The following is a 17689-nucleotide window of genomic DNA, read 5'->3' on the forward strand; positions in this document are numbered from 1 at the left end:
CCCGGGGTAGTGATGTGTCACCGTGGGTTCCCCGGTGGCCCCGGTGACCCGCTGTCGCGGATCTCGGGGGTGCCGGACATGCGGGGGCATCGTCCGCGGGAGGCGGGCGGGGCGACCGGGTGCTGACGTGCTGCCGATCGATCGGAGACACGGCATGGGACGGCACGTGACGGACCGGGCATTCCGGCCGGTGGACCGGGAGCGGTATCGCGACAAGATGCAGCGGGGCCTCGACGCGTTGGCGCGGATGCTGGCCGACGGCACGTTCTCCTTCCCGCACCAGCAGATGGGCGTCGAGGTCGAGCTGTGCCTGGTGGGCTCGGGCATGGAACCGGTGATGGCCAATGCCGTCGTGCTGGACAAGCTCGCCGACCCCTCGTTCACCACCGAACTCGCCCAGCACAACATCGAATTGAACGTCGAACCGCACGTGATCGGCGGGGACAGCGGCAACCGGCTGTCCGCGGCGCTGACCGGTTCGCTGGCCCGCGCCGACGCGGCGGCCCGGGACGCCGGGGCCCGGGTCGCGATGATCGGCATGCTGCCCACGTTGCGCAGCGAGCACTTCGGCCCCGAGTGGTTCACCCACAGCCCGCGGTATTCGCTGCTCAACGAGCAGATCATGCTGGCCCGCGGCGAGCAGATGCGCCTCGACGTCGAGGGCGTCCCGCTCGACGAGCGCGGCGGGGAGCGGGTCCGCTCGCTGTCCGGGACGATCCTGCCCGAGGCGGCGGGGACCTCGGTGCAGCTGCACCTGCAGGTGGCCCCGGAGGACTTCGCCGCGCACTGGAACGCCGCGCAGTGCCTGGCCGGGGTACAGCTGGCCATCGGTGCGAACTCGCCGTTCGTCCTGGGCAAAGCGCTGTGGCACGAGACCCGGGTGCCGCTGTTCCTGCAGTCGACCGATACCCGCCCGCAGGAGCTGGCCAACCAGGGCGTGCGCCCGCGGGTGTGGTTCGGCGAACGCTGGATCACCTCGATCTTCGACCTGTTCGAGGAGAACGTGCGCTACTTCCCCGCGTTGCTGCCCGAGCCCGAGGACGAGGACCCGCTGGCCGCGCTGCACAGCGGGCGGACGCCGTCGCTGGCCGAACTGCGCCTGCACAACGGGACGATCTGGCGGTGGAACCGGCCGGTGTACGACCCGGCGGGCGGGGTCCCGCACCTGCGGGTGGAGAACCGCGTGCTGCCCGCGGGCCCATCGGTGCCGGACGTGGTCGCCAACGCCGCGTTCTTCTACGGCGCGCAGCGGGCGCTCGCCGAGCAGGATCGGCCACTGTGGACGCAGATGTCGTTCGAAGCCGCGGAGGAGAACTTCTACTCCGGGGCCCGGCACGGCATGGACGCCACGCTGTACTGGCCCGGCGCCGGCTGGGTCACCCCGGACGAACTGGTGCTGCGCAGGCTGCTGCCGCTGGCGCACGAGGGCCTGCGCGCGTGCGGGGTGGCCGACGAGGTGCGCGAGCACTACCTGGGCGTGGTGCGCGACCGCTGCGTGGCGCGGCGCAACGGCGCGACCTGGCAGCGCTCGGTGGTGGCGCGGCTCGAAGACCGCGGGTGGGACCGCCGCGCGGCGCTGGCCGGGATGCTGCGCCGCTACATCGAGCACTGCGACGGCGGTCAGCCGGTGCACGAGTGGTCGCTGGACTGAGCATCCAGCGGACCGTCCACCTCCAACCGCCACCGGCCGCCGGCGCGCTCGGTCCGCGCCCGGATGCCGAACACCTCGGCCAGCAACCGCTCGTCCAGCACCTCGCCGGGCTCACCGGCCGCCACCAACCGCCCGCCGTCCAGGACGCCCAGCCGGTCGCAGAACCGGACCGCGAGGTCGAGGTCGTGCGCGGTCAGCAACACGGTGGTCCCACCGCGGGCGAGCTCACCGAGCAGCTGCAGCACGGCGTACCGGTGGCGCAGGTCCAGGTGGTTGGTCGGCTCGTCCAGCACCAGCACCTGCGGGCGCTGCGCCAGCGCGCGGGCGATGACCACGCGCTGCAGCTCCCCGCCGGACAGCCGGGACACGTCCCGGTCCGCGGCCCCGGCGAGCTCGGTGGCCCGCAGCGCGCGCCGCACCGCGTCCTCGTCCTCCGGCCCGGGACGGGACAGCAGCCCCAGATGCGCGGTGCGGCCCTGTGCCACGACCTCGCGCACCGCCAATCCGCCCGCGCGCACGACTTCCTGGGTGGTGGCGCCGAGCAGCCGCGCCAGCGCGCGCCGCCCGGTGTTCGCCACCGGCGCACCCGCCACGTCCGCGGATCCGGAAACCGGCCGCACCGCGCGGTACAGCGCGCGCAGCAGCGTCGTCTTGCCGCTGCCGTTCGGCCCGACGAGCCCGAACACCTCACCCGCCGGGACATCCAAGTCCACATCGGACACCGCCGCGCGGCCGGCCAGCTCCACCCGCAGACCGCGGATCCGCACGCTCATCCGACGCTCCTCCTCCGCCAGAGCATGGACAGGAACAGCGGCCCGCCCACCAGCGCGGTCAGCACGCCCACCGGTAGTTCGGACGGAGCCACCGCGAGCCGGGCCACCAGATCCGCCACCACCAGGAACACCGCACCGAGCAGCGCCGAGACGGACAGCATGCGGCGCGCTTCGGAGCCGACCAGGAAGGCGGCGGCGTGCGGCACCAGCAGCCCGACGAAGCCGATCCCGCCCGCGACGGCGACCGAAGTCCCGGCCAGCAGCGAAATCCCGACGAGCGCCAGGGTGCGCAGCACCCGCGGATCCACGCCCAGCGCGGCCGCGGCGTCGTCGCCGGAACGCAGCACGTTCAGCCGGCGGGCGGTCACCAGCGCGGCCAGCGCACCAACACCGAGCGCAGCGGCGGGGAAGGCCAGCGACTCCCAGCGCACCGCACCGAGTCCACCGGTGATCCAGAACAGCACCTGCACCGCGTGGTCGCCGGACGGACTCGTGTGCAGCACCAGCGAGGTCAGCGCAGACGCCACCTGGCCGACCGCCAGCCCGCCCAGCACGAGCTTCGTCGCCGAACCGGAGCGCCCGGTCACCAGCAGCACCGCCAGCAGCGCGGCCAGTCCGCCGAGGAACGCGGCCACCGGCTGGGTCGCCGCGCCCAGCAGGCCCGCGCCGACGCCGAACACCACCAGCACCGACACCGCCAGGCCGGCACCCTGGGACACCCCGAGCAGGTACGGATCGGCCATCGGGTTGGCGGTCACCAGCTGCGCGACCCCGCCGGCCAGCGCCAGCGAGGCCCCCACGACCAGCGCCGCCGCCACCCGCGGCATCCGGGACTCCCACACGATCGCCGCGAGCCCGGGGCTCTCGGCCGGACCGGTCCAGAACAGCAGGGGGTCGAGCAGGATCCGACCCACCTGGTCGACGGGAACGGGCACCGAACCCAGCGAGACCGCGAGACCGACCGCGGCGACGAGCGCGACGAGCAGCACCGCGTGCACCGCGGACGTCCTCGCCCGCCTCATGCGCCGTGCAGGTCCGCGGCCAGCCGCTCCACCGCGTCCGGGAACCGGATGCCCTCGGTGAGCTCGACCAGCGGGATGGTGCTGAACCGGTCGGCGCGCGCCGCGGGCGTCCGGCCGACCAGCGGGTGCCCGCGCAGGTGGTCGCGCTTGGTGCCGACCGGGGCGCCGAGGTAGTCGACCAGCACGATCGCCGCCGGCTCGCGGGCCGCGACCTGCTCCCAGCTGACGTCGGGGAACCCGCCGGGCACATCGCCGAACACGTTGGCACCGCCCGCTCGGCGCAGCGCATCGTTGCCGACCCCGTCCCGGCCGAGGGTCATCGCGGCTGGCTCGCCGGAGTCGTAGACGAACACGTCGACCGGCTCGCGCCCGGCGATCCGCTGCTCGACCGCGCGCACCCGGCCGGTGATCTGCGCGGCCAGCCGCTCGGCCTCCGCGCCCAGGTCGAGGACCTCGCCGAACAGCCGGATGTCGGCCAGCAGCGTGTCCATGCCCGCGGGCCCGTCGGCGCAGGATTCGGACAGCAGCAGCGTGGGGATCCCGCTGTCGGCCAGCGCCTGCCGTCCCGCGCCCCGGGTGTCGTCGAACGCGCTCGCGTACCCGCCCACCACCAGGTCCGGATCGGCGGCCAGGACCTGTTCGAACGAGGGGTACTTCTCGGCCAGCAGCGGCACGCGCCGGTACTGCTCGGCGACCTGCTCCGGCGGTTCGTGGTCGTCCGGGTAGGCGGTGCCGACGAGGCGGTCGCCCAGTCCCAGCGCGAGCAGCAATTCGGTGGCGTGCTGGTTGAGGCTGACCACCCGCTGCGGTGCGCGTTCGATGATCTGCTCGGTGCCGCAGTTGGCCACCCGCGTCCCGTCCGGCGGCGGCTGCGGCGGGCCGGCGCAACCGGCCAGCAGGAGCGGGATCAGGAGCAGGACCGGTGTGCTGCGCATGGTGCCTTCCGCCGGGCCGCGGACCGGCCGGACCGGCGGCGCCGCGCGGTGCCGCAGGCCCTGCCCGCAGTCCGCGGCGGTTCGTGGAGCCTCCTCGCGAGCAGGCGATCGGGCTCGCCGCGTATACCGCGGCCCACCGTTGCGGGTCAGCGCCGGAGTTCGACCGGCTTCCCCTGCTCGACGAGGTCGCGCCGATGCTGCCGCAGCCCGATGCGGCGGTCAACCGGCCGCAGCAGCCGAACGCCAGCGCATCGAAGCAGGTCATAGGCGCTGCCCGCACCGCCCGGACGCGGGGCGGATGAGATCTATCCCTCGCAGCCGCCCACCGAACGCCACGCCAGGGTATTTGCAAAAGTCTGGCAACAGATAGAGGATGACGACAAGGGACTGAACGGGTTCGGCCTCGACCCGGCGCCGGGTGCGACTCGCCCCGCAGTCACTCGGCTGCCGGTGGGCGTCGGCGAGCCGCCCGACCCCCTCGCGAACATCGGAAGAAGGGAACCCCCATGGCGCAGTACGTGCTGCCGGAGTTGGACTACGACTACGCGGCGCTGGAACCTGCGATCAGCGGCGAGATCAACGAGCTGCACCACAGCAAGCACCACGCCACGTACGTCAAGGGCGCCAACGACACCGTGGACAAGATCGCGGAGGCCCGGGACAAGGGCGACTTCTCCTCGATCGTCGGCCTGGAGACCACGCTCGCGTTCAACCTGGCCGGGCATTCGCTGCACCTGGTCTGGTGGAAGATCCTGAGCCCGGACGGCGGCGACAAGCCCACCGGCGAGCTGGCCGCCGCGATCGACCAGGACTTCGGCTCGTTCGACGCCTTCCGGGCGCAGATGGAGGCGGTGTCCACCACGATCCAGGGCAACGGCTGGGGCGTGCTCGCGTGGGACCCGGTCGGCCAGCGGCTGATCACCCAGCAGCTGCGCGACCACCACTCGAACCTGTCGATCGCCACGACGCCGCTGCTGGTGTTCGACATCTGGGAGCACGCCTACTACCTGCAGTACAAGAACGTGAAGGCCGATTACGTCAAGCAGCTGTGGAACGTCGTGAACTGGGCCGAGGTCGGCCGCCGGTTCGCCGACGCCCGGGCCGGCCAGAACGGGTTGCGGCTGCCGACTCCCTGACCCGCGCATCGGCGACGACCCGCCGGTGACACGAGAACCTCGGTGGTGAGTGCTCCGACAAGCCCACTGCCGAACGCTTCGGGGCCCTCCGCGCGGAGGGCCCCGAAGTGCTTCCGGACCCGCCACTCCACCGAGTTATCCACAAGAAGACCGACTGTCCACAGGGTGTGGACAACCGGATCGGCGCGGGAGTTCCCGGCCCCGAACGCGACTGGGCCCCGGTCTCCCGAAGGAGGCCGGGGCCCAGTCTGTTCCCGAACTGACTGCCGCTCCCACCACGAAGCGGACATGATTTAGGTTAGCCTAACCTCCCGCACTCAGCAACCCCCGATCTTCGCGGCGTCGGCGCGCGAGCCACCACACCGCGAGCAGCCCGCCCGCCAAGGACAGCAATCCGCCCAGCAGCAACGGGGAACGCGGGCCGAGCACATCGGCCAGCCACCCGGAAGCCAACCCGCCCAGCGGTTTCCCGCCCATGAACAGCAGCATGTAGAGCCCCATGACCCGGCCGCGCATCGTCGGCTCCACCGCCAACTGCACCGTCGAGTTGGCACTGGTCGTGAAGGTCATCACCGCGATGCCCACCGGGACGAGCGCGGCGGCGAACAGCTCGTAGGTCGGCATCAACGAGGCGAGCGAGAGCAGCGCACCGAAGGACACCGCACCCACCAGCATCAGCCGCATCCGCGACCCGCTGCCCGCGCTGCGCCGGGCGGCCAGCGCGGCCCCGGACAGCGTGCCGACCGCCAGCGCGGTGATCAGCAGGCCGTACCCGTCGGCGTCGCGGCCGAACACGTTGCGCGCGATCACCGCGAACGTGTTCTCGAAGTTCATCCCGAACGTCCCGATGCAGAACACCAGGACCATGACCACGATCAGGTCCGGCCGCCCGCGCACGTAGCGCAGCCCGGCGCGCAACTGCCCGGGTTCCGCGGCAGCCGGGTCCGCGCGGCGCAGATCGGCGGTGCGCATCAGCAGCAGTCCGGCGACCACCGCCGCCGAGCTGGCGCCGTTGAGCAGGAACACCCACCCGGTGCCGATCACGGTGATCAGTCCGCCGGACAGCGCCGGGCCGACCACCCGCGCGAGGTTGAACGTCATCGAGTTCAGCGCGACGGCGTTGGTCAGCTGCGCGGGCCCGACCATCTCGACGACGAACGACTGCCGCACCGGCGCGTCCACCGCGGAGAAGCAGCCGAGCACCAGGCACAGCAGGTAGACGTGCCAGAGCTCGGCCGCGCCGGACACGTCCAGCAGGCCCAGCAGCAGACCGCAGGCACCCAGCGCGGTCTGGGTGAGCACCAGCAGCCGGCGCTTGTCGAACCGGTCGGCGATCACACCGGCCCACAGGGTCAGCACCAGGGTGGGCAGGAACTGCAGCGCGACCGCGTAGCCGAGCGCCACCGGGGAACCGCCGGACAGCTCCAGCACCAGCCAGTCCTGGGCGGCCCGCTGCATCCAGGTGCCGGTGAGCGAAACGACCTGGCCCGCGGCGTAGAGCCGGTAGTTGTACTCGCGCAGCGACCGGAACATCCCGCCGCGCGGCGCATCCGCAGGATCGGCCCCGGCTCGCGACCGGTCAGCCACGGCGCGGCTCGCGCGCGGGCGTGGTCAGCTCACCGGCTCGCGAGGCGCTGGATGATCTCCGCGGCCTCGGACAGGGTTGCACGCTCCTCCTCCGACAGGTCCAGCAGTTGCTGGTCCAGCCACCGCTCGCGCACCGAGACCTCCTCGTCGATGCGGGCCTGGCCGGCTTCGGTGAGCTCCACGATGGCCTGCCTGCCGTCGGTGGGATGCGACCTGCGGTGCATCAGCCCCGCGTCCTCCAGGAAGCCGATGACCCGCGTCATGGACGGCGGCTGCACGCCTTCCTTCGCGGCCAGCTCCCCCGGGGTCAGCGCGCCGGAGCGATGCAGGCAGGACATCGCTGACAACTGGGACAGCGTGATCTTCGAATCGCCGCCCTGCGCCCGCAACCGCCGGTTCAGCCGGACGACCGCGAGCCGCAGCCTGGTGGCCAGGGTGCGCTCGCGCTCAATGATGTCAGACACGTCGTTAGTCTACCAAACTACCTCGGGAAACCGGACATATTGATCACCCCGGTCGACGGGCGGCGATCAGTGATCTTCCCGATGATGCCCGCACCCGGCGGCCCGCTGTGCCGACGAACGGCCACGCACCGCACCTCCGCTCGGACGGGTGCCCACCACCCGAGCGGCCCAGCCCCGGCGGGACCGGTCAGATTCCGAGCAGGGCGCTGATCGGTTCGGTCGCGAAGTAGACGACGAATGCCGCGGCGACCACCCACATCAGCGGGTGCACCTCGCGGATCCGGCCGGTCGCGGAGCGCATCACCACGTAGGCGATGAACCCGGCGCCGATGCCGTTGGCGATCGAGTAGGTGAACGGCATGACCACGATGGTCAGGAACGCGGGCAGCGCCGTGCTCAGGTCGGCCAGGTCGATCTGCTTGACCTGCGCGATCATCATCGCGCCGACCACGACCAGCGCCGGTGCGGCCGCCTCCACCGGGATGACCTCGTAGAGCGGCGTGAAGAACATGGCGGCCAGGAACAGCAGCCCGGTGACGATGTTCGCGAAACCCGTCCGCGCGCCCTCCGCGATCCCGGACGCCGACTCCACGAACACCGTGTTCGAGCTCGCCGAACCGGCACCGCCCGCCACCGCGCCCACGCCTTCCACGGCCAGCGCCTTGCCCACCCCGGGGAGGTTGCCGTCCTTGTCGGCGAGACCCGCCTCCTTGCCCAGGCCGGTGATCGTGCCCATCGCGTCGAAGAAGTTGGCCAGCACCAGGGTGAACACCAGCATCGCCGCGGCCAGCGCGGGCAACCGGGTCCAGGCGCCGAACGAGATGTCGCCGACCAGCGACAGGTCCGGCAGCCCGGCGATCTGCTCCGGCAGCGCCGGGTAGCCCAGGCTCCAGCCCTGCGGATTGGTGTCGCTGGACGGCCCGGCGCGGAACACCGCCTCCAGCACGATGGACAGCACCGTGGTCACCGCGACGCTGATCAGGATCGCGCCCTTGACCCTGCGCACCATGAGCACCGCGGTCAGCAGCACCCCGAGCACGAACACCGCCGTCGGCCAGGACGCGATCGACCCGTCGATGCCCAGGCCGACCGGAACGGTGGTGTCCGCCTCGTCCGGCAGCCGCCGGACGAACCCGGAGTCGACCATGCCGACCATGGTGATGAAGAAGCCGATGCCGACCGCGATCGCCGCCTTGAGCGAGGGCGGGACCGCGTTGAACACCGCGGTGCGGAATCCGGTGGCGACCAGGACCAGGATGACGATCCCGTCCACGACCACCAGGCCCATCGCCTCCGGCCAGGTCACCTGGGGTGCGATGGTGACCGCCAGCAGGGTGTTGATGCCCAGGCCCGCGGCGATGGCGAACGGGAAGTTCGCGACCAGTCCGAACAGGATCGTCATCGCGCCCGCGACCAGCGCGGTGGACGCCGCCACCTGGGAGACCGGCAGGATGTTGCCCAGCACGTCGGTCTTGGCGCCGGCGTCGTCCGGCGAGTAGCTGCCCAGGATCAGCGGGTTGAGCACGATGATGTAGGCCAGCGTCACGAAGCTGACCACGCCCCCGCGGACTTCGCGGGACATGCTGGACCCGCGCTCGGAGATCTTGAAATAGCGATCCAGGACCGACTTGTTCCCGTCGGTCGAACTGTCCGTCATGCAGCGCTTCCCATCACGACCCGTGGCGCGGCGGGTGTCCGCGCGCGCCCGACACTCCCCGGCGTAGCCTGCCCGACGTGGCAGAAGGCAGCGAATCCACCCCCGCCGCGCCGGAGCACCGGCACGTCCCCCGGTTGCCGCACAAGCTCATCGACCCCACCCCCGTGGTGCTGGCCGGAACGCTGCTGTGGACCGCCGGTGCCGTCTGGTTCGGCGTCGATGCCGCCGCCGGTGGCCAGTGGAGTATCCAGTTCTGGACCTCGGCCGCCGGAACCGGGTTGGGCGTCATCGGCTTCGGTGTCTTCCGGTGGCAGCGTTCGGCCGCCCGCCGCGGCTCGCGCGGCTCCTGGCAGGGCCTGTCCGGATTGGACGGCTGACCAGGTTTCGCCGGCTGACCAGGTTTCGCCGGCTGACGCGGTTTCGCCGGCCGGCCGGGCCGCTCAGCGCAGCAGTGTCGGCGCACCGGGATCGGCCAGCAGCGCCGCCAGCGCGAACCGCTCCGACCAGCGCTGCACCGCCCACGCCAGGGCGCGGGCCAGACCGTCCGGCGTCCGCTCGGCGTGCACCCGGCCGTCCGGTTCCACCCACCAGTGCACCCGCTGCGCACCGGAGCGCAGCTGCAGGTGCAGCTCCTCGTGCAGCACGACCTGCCCATCCGGGACGGTGATGCCCAGCAGCCGCGCCGCGGCGGGCACCCGTGCCACGTCCCGCCACGGCCGGGCGCTGCCGGTATCCGGCACGGCCGGCACGTCCTCCTCCGACGCCAGCGGCAGGTCCAGCAGTTCGGCCAGCGCCTCCGGGTCGGTGTCCTCCGGACCACCGCCCGCGACGACGAACGCCGATTCCAGCACCCCGAGCATCCACGGCTCGTCCAGCACCACCGCGCGTTCGGCCGGCACGACCGCCCCGGTCAGCGAGCGCACCAGCTGCGGCGGATCGACCTCGGCGGGATCCACCGCTCCGCCCGCCACGGCCTCGGCCAGCACCCGGTGCGCGCGCAGCGCAGTGCCCGCGGGCACCTCGCGATCCCGGTCGCCTAGCCGGGACAGCAGATCGGCCGCGTCCGCGGTCCCGCCGACCGACAGCCGCTCGCGCACGCCCGCCGCGCGCAACACCTGCTCGTCCAGGCCCAGCTCGGGCACCGGATCGTGCAGTCCCTCCGGTTCGGCGGCGCCGGGCAGCCGCCAGTGCGCCGGCGGGTGCCCGGCCAGCAGGGCGAACCGCGCGATCCACCAGGATGGATAGCCGCCGGGTTCGCGCAGCGCCCGCCAACCGTCCGGATCGCGGCTGATCAGCCGCAACGCCGCCGGCCAGCAGTCATCGGCGACCAGGTCGAGATCGCGCAGCGCGGTGAACCGGCCCGGCACGGCGCCGTCCGGATCCGCGGCGACCCGCTCGGCCCACCACTGCCGCGCGCCGGGGAAGTCCTCGTCCGCAGCGGTGGGTTCCTCCTCGACGTGCACCGCGAACCCGTCCAACACGCCCACCGCGCGCAGCAGTTCCGCGTCGTGCTCGGCGGCGAACTCGGGGTCGAGCACGCCCAGCGCACCGTCCGGACCGACCTCGGCCGTATCCAGCACCTGCAGCAACTCGGACCCGGGCAGCACCAGCTCGTCGGCCCGCCGCGCCGATCCGCCGGTGGCGGGCAGCGCCAGCGCACCGAGCCACTCCGGCGCGCTGCCCCGGGTGACCAGCCGCAGCACCGCGCGGGCCAGCGGGCGCACGTCCATCCCGGCGTGCGCGTCGGCGGCGCTGCTGCGCACCGCGTCGGCCAGCGCGGGCGCGTCGAGCAGTTCGTGCGCGCCCGCCGGATGCGCACCGAGCCGCTCCAGCAGCGGGTGCGTGGCCGCCGGGTGCGCGATGCGCAGCCCGGACACGTCCAGTTCGGATAGCGCGGTGGCCGGGTCGTCCGGCCGGCACAGCAGGACCCCGGGCACACCGCTGACCGTGCGGCCGTCAGCCAGCGGAACCGGCAGCGCAGTGAACTCCTCGCGCGCGTGCGGATCGGCGGCCTCGATCGGCTCCAGCCCCGCGTACAGCCGGTGCCACCAGTCCGGATCCCGCCGCAGCCCGGACACCGCCGCGACCACATCGGCCAGGTCGAGCCGGGGCACCTCCAGCGCCTGCAGCGCGGCGCGGTGCCGCGGTTCGGAGAACTCGGCGGGCAGCAGCCCGTCGACCACGTCGGCCAGCAGCTCGACCAGGTCCGGGGACACCGGGTCCAGCACCCGGGCCTCCACCGGATCGACCGCGCCGCCCGCCGCACGCGGCAGCCAGGACACCACGCGCAGCCGGTCGCCGACCGCCTGGCGCAGCTTGTCGTCCACATCGGACAACGGGAACCCGGGCAGCGGCACCAGGGAGGTGCGCTGCTCGGCGGGCAGCTTGCCGACCAGCTGCGGGTAGCACTCGGCCGCGTGCGTGAGCACCGCATCGGTGGCCGGGACCGCCGCCACGCGCCGCCGGTCCGGCTCCAGCGGCACGGTGGCCAGCAGCCGGGCCGGCAGGGACAACCGCTCCTCGGTCGGCGTGGGCGCGTGCAGCACGTCGGGACCGCCCGGCTCCGGCTCACCGCCCGGGCCCAGCGGCAGCGCCCAGCACACCCGCCAGTGCGCGTGCCCGCTCTCCGGGACCAGCTCGGCCAGCACGCCCTCGGCCAGCGCACCCGATTCGCGGTGCACCAGCCAGCGCCTGCTGCCGGACGGCCCGTGCACCGCGACCCGGTCCGAACCGTCGTCGCTGCGCGTCCAGCTCTCCGCGCCGACCCGGATCTCGCGCAGCGCGGGCAGCGCCAGCAGCAGGTCAGCGGCCTGTTCGGCGAACTCGGCCAGGACCTCGTCCGGTTCGATCCCGGCGCGCAGCGGCAGCCGGACCTCGGTCGCGAACCCCGCGGGCGGCTGCTGCTCGTCCGGCCAGGGCAGCCGCAGCACCGGCACCGCTCCCCCGGCGGACTCGTCCGCGGCGGGCCCGGGCAGCTGCGCCGCCTCCTGCTCGGTCCACCGCGCGGAGAACCGCACGCCGCCACCGGTGGACAGCACGGCGGGATCGTCGGACACGGCCAGCACCGCGGCGAACCCGACGCCGAACCGGCCGACCGAAGTGCCGTCCCGCTTCGCCGAAGCGCGCAGCGAGGACAGCGCGGCCACGCCGGCCGCGGTCAGCGGGGCACCCGTGTTGGCCACCCGCAGCTGACCGTCCTCGGTCCGGACCTGCAGCACACCGTCCGCGCCGGCCGCGTCCGCGGCGTTCTGCGCGAGCTCGACGGCCAGCCGGTCCCGGTAGCCGCCGCGGCGCAGGTCCTGCTCGGCGTTGACGTCCTCGCGGAACCGGGTGGGCGACTCCTGCCAGGCCCGCAGCACCGACCGGCGCAACCCGGCCGCGTCGAACGGGTCCGGCTCGGTCACCCGCGCGTCTCGAAGTCCAGCGTGGTGTCGTCGTAGACGACCTCGGCCACCGGCACGGTCGACGAGGTGTCCACCTCGGTCTGCGAATGCGCGCCGCAGCCGAACTCGACGCTGACCACCCGGCCATCGGCGGGCGAGACCCCGTTCGCGCAGACCCCGAACTCCCCGCCCATCGAACCGGCCAGCTGCAGGAAGAAACCGCAGGTGCTGCAGGCCGCGGGCGCCATCCGGGCCATCTCGGAACCCGGCCCGAAGTCCCCACCGAACCAGCGGTCGGCGGCCTCCAGCTTGCCCTCGAAGCTGAGCACCCGCTCCCGGCCGAAGCCGAGTTCCCAGGCGACCTCCTGCTCCTGCTCGTCACTGCCGGCCAGGTAGCCGGGGACCAGGCGGTGGTCGTCGTCGGCGGCGGGCAGCAGATCGCCCGCGCTCATGTCCTCGGGGCGGACCCGGTCGCTCCACGGCACCCACTGCGGGGCGGTCAGCGCGTCCGGGCCGGGCAGCAGCACGACCTCGCTGACGGTGATCTCGGCGCCCGGGCCGGAGCTGGCCACGGTCACCGCCCAGCGCCAACCGACGTAACCGGGGTAGTGCGACTCGAAGAAGTGCGTCACGGCGTCCGGGCCTTCCGGCTCGGTACCGGCGTGCGCGCCCACCGCCGCATCGGCGTCGGCACCGGAGGTGCGGCCCGAGGAACCGATGGGTTCCCCGACCGGCTGCGCCTCCTGCTCGGCGGCGGCCCGGGCGACCGCCACCGCGTCGGCGAGCTCCGGGTTGCTGGGTGCGGGCCCGGGCTGCCCCGCTTCGGCGAACGGGCCACCCGCGCCTGGGCTGGTCATCGGAGCAGGCATCGGCGTCACGCGCTCGATTGTGCCGTACGCGGTCGCCGGTGCCGTCGCCCGTGTCAAGCTTTCGGGGTGCGACGACATCCGATCCGGCGTGGTCAGCGCACGACCGTGCTGCTCGGTGCGCTGCTGGGCGCACTGCTCGCCGTCACCGCGTGCTCTGCGCCAGTACCAGCGCAGCAGCACGGCGAGCAGGACCGCGAGCAGACCGATCAGGGCGTTGGGCACGCGGGCAGCCTGCCACACCTTCGAGCGGAGGTGATCAACGTGCTCGGCCACGACCGCTCCTCGTTCACTCAGGGCCTGGAGATCGCGGACGGCGTCCTCTACGAGGGCACCGGCACCTACGGCGGTTCCGCGATGCGGGCCGCCGACCCCGGCACCGGCGAGGTGCTTCGCGAGGACCGGCTGCCCGCGGACCTCTTCGGCGAGGGGATCACCGTCCGCGGTGACCGTATCTGGCAGCTCACCTGGCAGGAAGGGGTCGCGATCGAGCGGGACCGGCACAGCCTGCGCGAACTGCGCCGGGTGGAGTACTCCGGCGAGGGCTGGGGCCTGTGCCACGGCGACGGGCGGCTGGTGATGAGCGACGGCGGCGACGAGCTGACCTTCCGCGATCCGGAGACGTTCGCCGAGCAGGACCGGGTGCAGGTCACGGCGGAGGGCGAACCGGTCCAGCAGCTCAACGAGCTGGAGTGCGCGCACGGCCAGGTGTGGGCCAACATCTGGGGCAGCGAGCAGATCGTTCGGATCGATCCGGAATCCGGTGCCGTCACCGCGGTCGTCGATGCGTCCGGGCTCCTCCCGGAGCACGAGCGCGACGCCGCCGACGTGCTCAACGGCATCGCCGCGGTCCCGGGCACCGACGAGTTCCTGCTGACCGGCAAGTACTGGCCGTCGACGTTCCGGGTCCGGTTCGCACCGGCCTGACCGGCCCCGACGGCGACCGGCTCCGGCGCGGGCGGGCCCGGGACGTAGGCTGACTACCGTGCATCGTGGACTGAAGCTGCTGGCTGCCGCGGCGACCCTCGGGCTCGCCGGGTGCTCGGCCCCGCACGAACCGCAAGTCACCTTCTACGCGCACGGCGATTCGGTCCGGCTGGACCCGGCGCAGTACTGCGACGCGACCGGCCAGGACTGCGCCGAACCGCCGGAGGACCCGGTCGGGGAGCTGCGCGTCCCGCCGGGCGAGCCGGTGCAGATCTCGGTGCCCGCCGAGGTTTCGGACACGCCCTGGCAGGTCGTGTTCCTGTACCGCACCGCGGAGGGCGAGCAGCTGGACAGCCGCAGCGCCGTGTTCGCCCCGGGCGACCGGCACGCCTACACGCTGCACCTGCCCCCGGACGCCGAGCAGCTCGACCACGTCGAGGTGCAGCAGTTCGGCGCGGTGCTCACCCCCGGCGTCGAGGGAGGCGTCGACTTCGGCATCTCCGGGAGCTGGCTGCTCGACGTGCGCCGGTGATCCCGGTCAGCTGCCGCCGCCCGGATCCAGCTCGCGCGCGACCGCGCGCACGACCTCGCCGATGCGCTTGGACGTCTTGCGGTCCGGGTACTTGCCGCGCTGCAGCTCCGGCAGCGCCTTGAGCTCCAGCAGCTTGATCATGTCGTCGACCATGCCGTGCAGCTCGTCCGGGGAGCGCCGCTTCGCCTCGGCCACCGAGGGCAGCGGATCCAGCAGTTCGACCTTGAGCGCCTGCGGACCGCGGCGCCCCTGCGCCATGTCGAAATCGACCCGCTGGCCGGTCTTCAGCGCGTCGACACCGGACGGAAGGGCCGAGGCGCGCACGTAGACGTCCTCCCCACCGTCCTGGGTGAGGAAGCCGAAGCCCTTCTCCGCGTCGAACCACTTGACCTTGCCGGTCGGCACTGCGCTCACCGTTCCCTGTCGTCACCGGCCCGCGGCCGTCGCTGCGTCTGCCGGCACTGGGTCGGTCCAGCACCGGGCCTGCTCCACCGCTCCGGAGCGCCCGCCCCGGCACGACGAAAGCGCCCCGATCACGCCGCGCTGTTGGGCGCGCCCGGGACGCGTCACCTCAAGGATACCCGGTGTTGGTCCGCGACCACCCGGCCTCGTCGGGCGAGACCCGCTGCGCCGAGCGGACCAGTGCGCACCTAGGCTGCCGGGCATGGCGAGGTCGAACTCCGGGTCCGTCGTGCTGGGGCTCTCCCTGGCCCTGTTCGGGATCGGGCTGCTGGCGATCGCGGCGGTCTTCGGGCTGTTCGCGGCCGGGTACGAGAACCTGCCGGTCTGGCTGAACCTGCTGACGCTGCTCTGCCCGGCGGGACTGCTCTTCGGCGTGCTGGCCACCGGGCTGCGCAGCCGCCGCGGGCGGAGCTGACGGACCGCCCTCAGGCGCGCGTGCGGGCGCAGTACTCGCGCAACCACTCCGGGAAGCCGGTCAAGTCGGGTAGCGCGCTCTCGGCTCCGGCGACGCGCAGCGCTTCCGCTCCGTACGGTCCGGTGGCCACCCCGACACCGGTCGCTCCGGCGGTGTCGGCGGCGATGAGGTCGCCGAGGTGGTCGCCGACGTAGACCGCGGCCCGTTCCGCGCGCAGCACCTCGCCCTTGGCGGCAGCGAACACGTCCCCGGCCAGCCGGTCCACGTCCCAGCCCAGGGCGCGCAGGTGCAGGGCGGCGTTGGCCTCGTACTTGCCGGTGATCACCAGGGCGCGGCCGCCCGCGGCGCGCACCGCGGCCAGCGATTCGGCCGCGCCGGGAAGCGGTTCGGTCGCCGGGACCACCACCTGCGGGTAGATCTCCCGGAAGTGCGCGACCAACCGCGCGACGAGCTGCTCGTCGAACCCGTAGCCGCGCAGCACGTCCGGCAGCGGCGGACCGAGGTTCGCGGCGAAGTGCTCGCCGTCCAGGTCCAGCCCGAACGCGTCGTTGAGCGCGTCGAACGCGCGCACCATGCCCGCGCGCGGGTCGATGAGTGTCATGTCCAGGTCGAAGCCGACGGTCGGACCGTCGCCGGATCGCTGCAGCACGGGCACAGGCTAACCGCACGACATGAACGGCGTTCACTTTCAGTGCACGTCCGGTGGCTCCTTGACGCGAAACTGGGCAGTATCGAATATGTGGAGTAAGACACCTCACATCTCCGGCTGGCTGGAGCAGGTCATGACCACCACGCACCCCGCGCACCGCGACGGCTTCCACTCCCTGCGGGCCAGCGGCCTGAACTGGGAATCACTGCCGCTGCGGCTGTTCAGCAAGGGCAACGCCAAGTTCTGGAACCCGACCGACATCGACTTCACCCGCGACGCCGAGGACTGGGCCGCGCTGACCGAGGACGAGAAGCGCAGCGTCGCCGGGCTCTGCGCGCAGTTCATCGCTGGCGAGGAGGCCGTCACCCAGGACCTGCAGCCGTTCCTGGCCGCCATGGCCGACGAGGGCCGGTTCGGCGACGAGATGTACCTGACCCAGTTCACGTTCGAGGAAGCCAAGCACACGCAGGTCTTCCGGCTGTGGATGGACGCGGTCGGCATCACCGAGGACCTGCACGACTACGTGCAGGACAACGCCGGCTACCGGGCGATCTTCTACGAGGCGCTGCCCGAATCGCTGCACGCGCTGCACGACGACCCGAGCCCGGAGAACCAGGTGCGGGCGTCGGTGACCTACAACCACGTGGTCGAGGGCAGCCTGGCGCTGACCGGCTACTACGCGTGGAACAAGATCTGCGTGCGCCGCGGCATCCTGCCCGGCATGCAGGAGGTGGTGCGCCGCATCGGCGACGATGAGCGCAGGCACATGGCCTGGGGCACGTTCACCTGCCGCAGGCACGTTGCCGCCGACGAGAGCAATTGGGAAGTGGTGCAGGACCAGATGGACCGGCTGCTGCCGCAGGTCGTCGCCTCGGTCCAGTGGAAACCCGCCGACGCCCCCGAGGTGCTGCCGTTCGAGCTGGACAAGGACGAGCTCACCGCCTACGCCTCGGACCGCGCCGGGCGCAGGCTCGGCGCGATCTCCAGCGCGCGCGGCGTCCCGCTGCACAAGATCGACGTGGACGCCGAACCGGAACACCTGGAGGAGCGGTTCAACGCCGAGGACCAAGCGGAGTTCGCCAAGCTCAGCGCAGTCTGACGAACCCCGCGCAGGAGCTCCGCCTCGTGGGCGGAGCTCTTGCGCGCGCGGTGGAGAACCGGTCGTCGCGCACCGCCCGGAGGAACGCGGCGAAGTTCGCCGCGGACCGGCGAGCAACGCCGACGTGTCGG

At 72.9% G+C, this 17689-nt stretch carries 17 protein-coding genes; 7 read left to right on the plus strand and 10 right to left on the minus strand.

The genetic code is table 11. The features are described 5' to 3' along the window. The first annotated feature begins 154 nt into the window (after positions 1 to 154). Positions 155 to 1651 (plus strand): glutamate-cysteine ligase family protein, encoded by a 1497-nt coding sequence (locus IQ251_RS06095; RefSeq protein WP_193927464.1) that lies wholly within the window; start codon positions 155 to 157, stop codon positions 1649 to 1651. Here IQ251_RS06095 and IQ251_RS06100 read toward each other — a convergent pair. From IQ251_RS06100 to IQ251_RS06110, 3 genes are read right to left on the minus strand one after another with little or no spacing between them, the layout of a single operon-like run. Continuing rightward, positions 1621 to 2424 (minus strand): ABC transporter ATP-binding protein, encoded by an 804-nt coding sequence (locus IQ251_RS06100; RefSeq protein WP_193927465.1) that lies wholly within the window; start codon positions 2422 to 2424, stop codon positions 1621 to 1623. The two genes, IQ251_RS06095 and IQ251_RS06100, sit on opposite strands and share 31 nt — an antisense overlap. Continuing rightward, positions 2421 to 3446, minus strand: a complete 1026-nt coding sequence (locus IQ251_RS06105; RefSeq protein WP_193927466.1) for a FecCD family ABC transporter permease — start codon at positions 3444 to 3446, stop codon at positions 2421 to 2423. Before IQ251_RS06105 ends, IQ251_RS06100 begins: the two co-directional genes overlap by 4 nt. After that, positions 3443 to 4381, minus strand: a complete 939-nt coding sequence (locus tag IQ251_RS06110; protein ID WP_193927467.1) for an ABC transporter substrate-binding protein — start codon at positions 4379 to 4381, stop codon at positions 3443 to 3445. The genes IQ251_RS06105 and IQ251_RS06110 overlap by 4 nt, the downstream gene beginning before the upstream one ends. A gap of 506 nt (positions 4382 to 4887) precedes the next feature. On the opposite strand from IQ251_RS06110, the gene IQ251_RS06115 reads away from it, so the two are divergent. Further along, positions 4888 to 5517, plus strand: coding sequence for a superoxide dismutase (locus tag IQ251_RS06115; protein ID WP_193927468.1), 630 nt, complete (start codon positions 4888 to 4890; stop codon positions 5515 to 5517). A gap of 303 nt (positions 5518 to 5820) precedes the next feature. On the opposite strand, the gene IQ251_RS06120 is transcribed toward IQ251_RS06115, so the two are convergent. From IQ251_RS06120 to IQ251_RS06130, 3 genes are all read right to left on the minus strand, one after another. Then, complete coding sequence (locus IQ251_RS06120) at positions 5821 to 7050, minus strand: MFS transporter (protein ID WP_193927617.1); 1230 nt, start codon at positions 7048 to 7050, stop codon at positions 5821 to 5823. 83 nt (positions 7051 to 7133) lie between these two features. Continuing rightward, positions 7134 to 7568: a MarR family winged helix-turn-helix transcriptional regulator gene (locus IQ251_RS06125; RefSeq protein WP_193927469.1), complete on the minus strand. Its 435-nt coding sequence runs from the start codon at positions 7566 to 7568 to the stop codon at positions 7134 to 7136. A gap of 187 nt (positions 7569 to 7755) precedes the next feature. Beyond that, a complete protein-coding gene (locus tag IQ251_RS06130) occupies positions 7756 to 9225 on the minus strand; it encodes an NCS2 family permease (protein ID WP_193927470.1) in 1470 nt (489 codons plus the stop codon). A gap of 77 nt (positions 9226 to 9302) precedes the next feature. Between IQ251_RS06130 and IQ251_RS06135 the strand changes: the two genes are divergently transcribed. After that, the gene (locus IQ251_RS06135; RefSeq protein WP_193927471.1) at positions 9303 to 9602 is read left to right on the plus strand and encodes a DUF2530 domain-containing protein; all 300 of its coding nucleotides are present in this window, start codon (positions 9303 to 9305) and stop codon (positions 9600 to 9602) included. A 63-nt stretch (positions 9603 to 9665) separates the two neighbouring features. On the opposite strand, the gene IQ251_RS06140 is transcribed toward IQ251_RS06135, so the two are convergent. Beyond that, a complete protein-coding gene (locus tag IQ251_RS06140) occupies positions 9666 to 12629 on the minus strand; it encodes a sacsin N-terminal ATP-binding-like domain-containing protein (RefSeq protein ID WP_193927472.1) in 2964 nt (987 codons plus the stop codon). Then, the gene (locus IQ251_RS19660; protein WP_370591228.1) at positions 12626 to 13750 is read right to left on the minus strand and encodes a DUF3027 domain-containing protein; all 1125 of its coding nucleotides are present in this window, start codon (positions 13748 to 13750) and stop codon (positions 12626 to 12628) included. Before IQ251_RS19660 ends, IQ251_RS06140 begins: the two co-directional genes overlap by 4 nt. Between IQ251_RS19660 and IQ251_RS19665 the strand changes: the two genes are divergently transcribed. Both IQ251_RS19665 and IQ251_RS06150 read left to right on the plus strand, forming a co-directional pair. Then, the gene (locus tag IQ251_RS19665; protein WP_370591229.1) at positions 13739 to 14401 is read left to right on the plus strand and encodes a glutaminyl-peptide cyclotransferase; all 663 of its coding nucleotides are present in this window, start codon (positions 13739 to 13741) and stop codon (positions 14399 to 14401) included. The two genes, IQ251_RS19660 and IQ251_RS19665, sit on opposite strands and share 12 nt — an antisense overlap. A gap of 58 nt (positions 14402 to 14459) precedes the next feature. Next, complete coding sequence (locus tag IQ251_RS06150; RefSeq protein WP_193927474.1) at positions 14460 to 14933, plus strand: DUF2771 family protein; 474 nt, start codon at positions 14460 to 14462, stop codon at positions 14931 to 14933. 6 nt (positions 14934 to 14939) lie between these two features. Here the strand turns inward: IQ251_RS06150 and IQ251_RS20090 are convergent, their stop codons facing one another. Then, entirely contained in the window at positions 14940 to 15338 is a 399-nt protein-coding gene (locus IQ251_RS20090; RefSeq protein WP_193927618.1) for a cold-shock protein, read from the minus strand. Between the two features lie 259 nt (positions 15339 to 15597). On the opposite strand from IQ251_RS20090, the gene IQ251_RS06160 reads away from it, so the two are divergent. Then, positions 15598 to 15810: a hypothetical protein gene (locus tag IQ251_RS06160; protein ID WP_193927639.1), complete on the plus strand. Its 213-nt coding sequence runs from the start codon at positions 15598 to 15600 to the stop codon at positions 15808 to 15810. Positions 15811 to 15820: 10 nt separating this feature from the next. Here IQ251_RS06160 and IQ251_RS06165 read toward each other — a convergent pair whose 3' ends face one another. Beyond that, positions 15821 to 16459: an HAD family hydrolase gene (locus IQ251_RS06165; protein WP_370591230.1), complete on the minus strand. Its 639-nt coding sequence runs from the start codon at positions 16457 to 16459 to the stop codon at positions 15821 to 15823. 133 nt (positions 16460 to 16592) lie between these two features. Here IQ251_RS06165 and IQ251_RS06170 point away from each other — a divergent pair, with 133 nt between their 5' ends. Continuing rightward, positions 16593 to 17558, plus strand: coding sequence for a R2-like ligand-binding oxidase (locus tag IQ251_RS06170; RefSeq protein ID WP_193927475.1), 966 nt, complete (start codon positions 16593 to 16595; stop codon positions 17556 to 17558). Positions 17559 to 17689 lie beyond the last annotated feature (131 nt).

The organism is Saccharopolyspora montiporae (assembly GCF_015209505.1).
GTDB lineage: Bacteria > Actinomycetota > Actinomycetes > Mycobacteriales > Pseudonocardiaceae > Saccharopolyspora > Saccharopolyspora montiporae.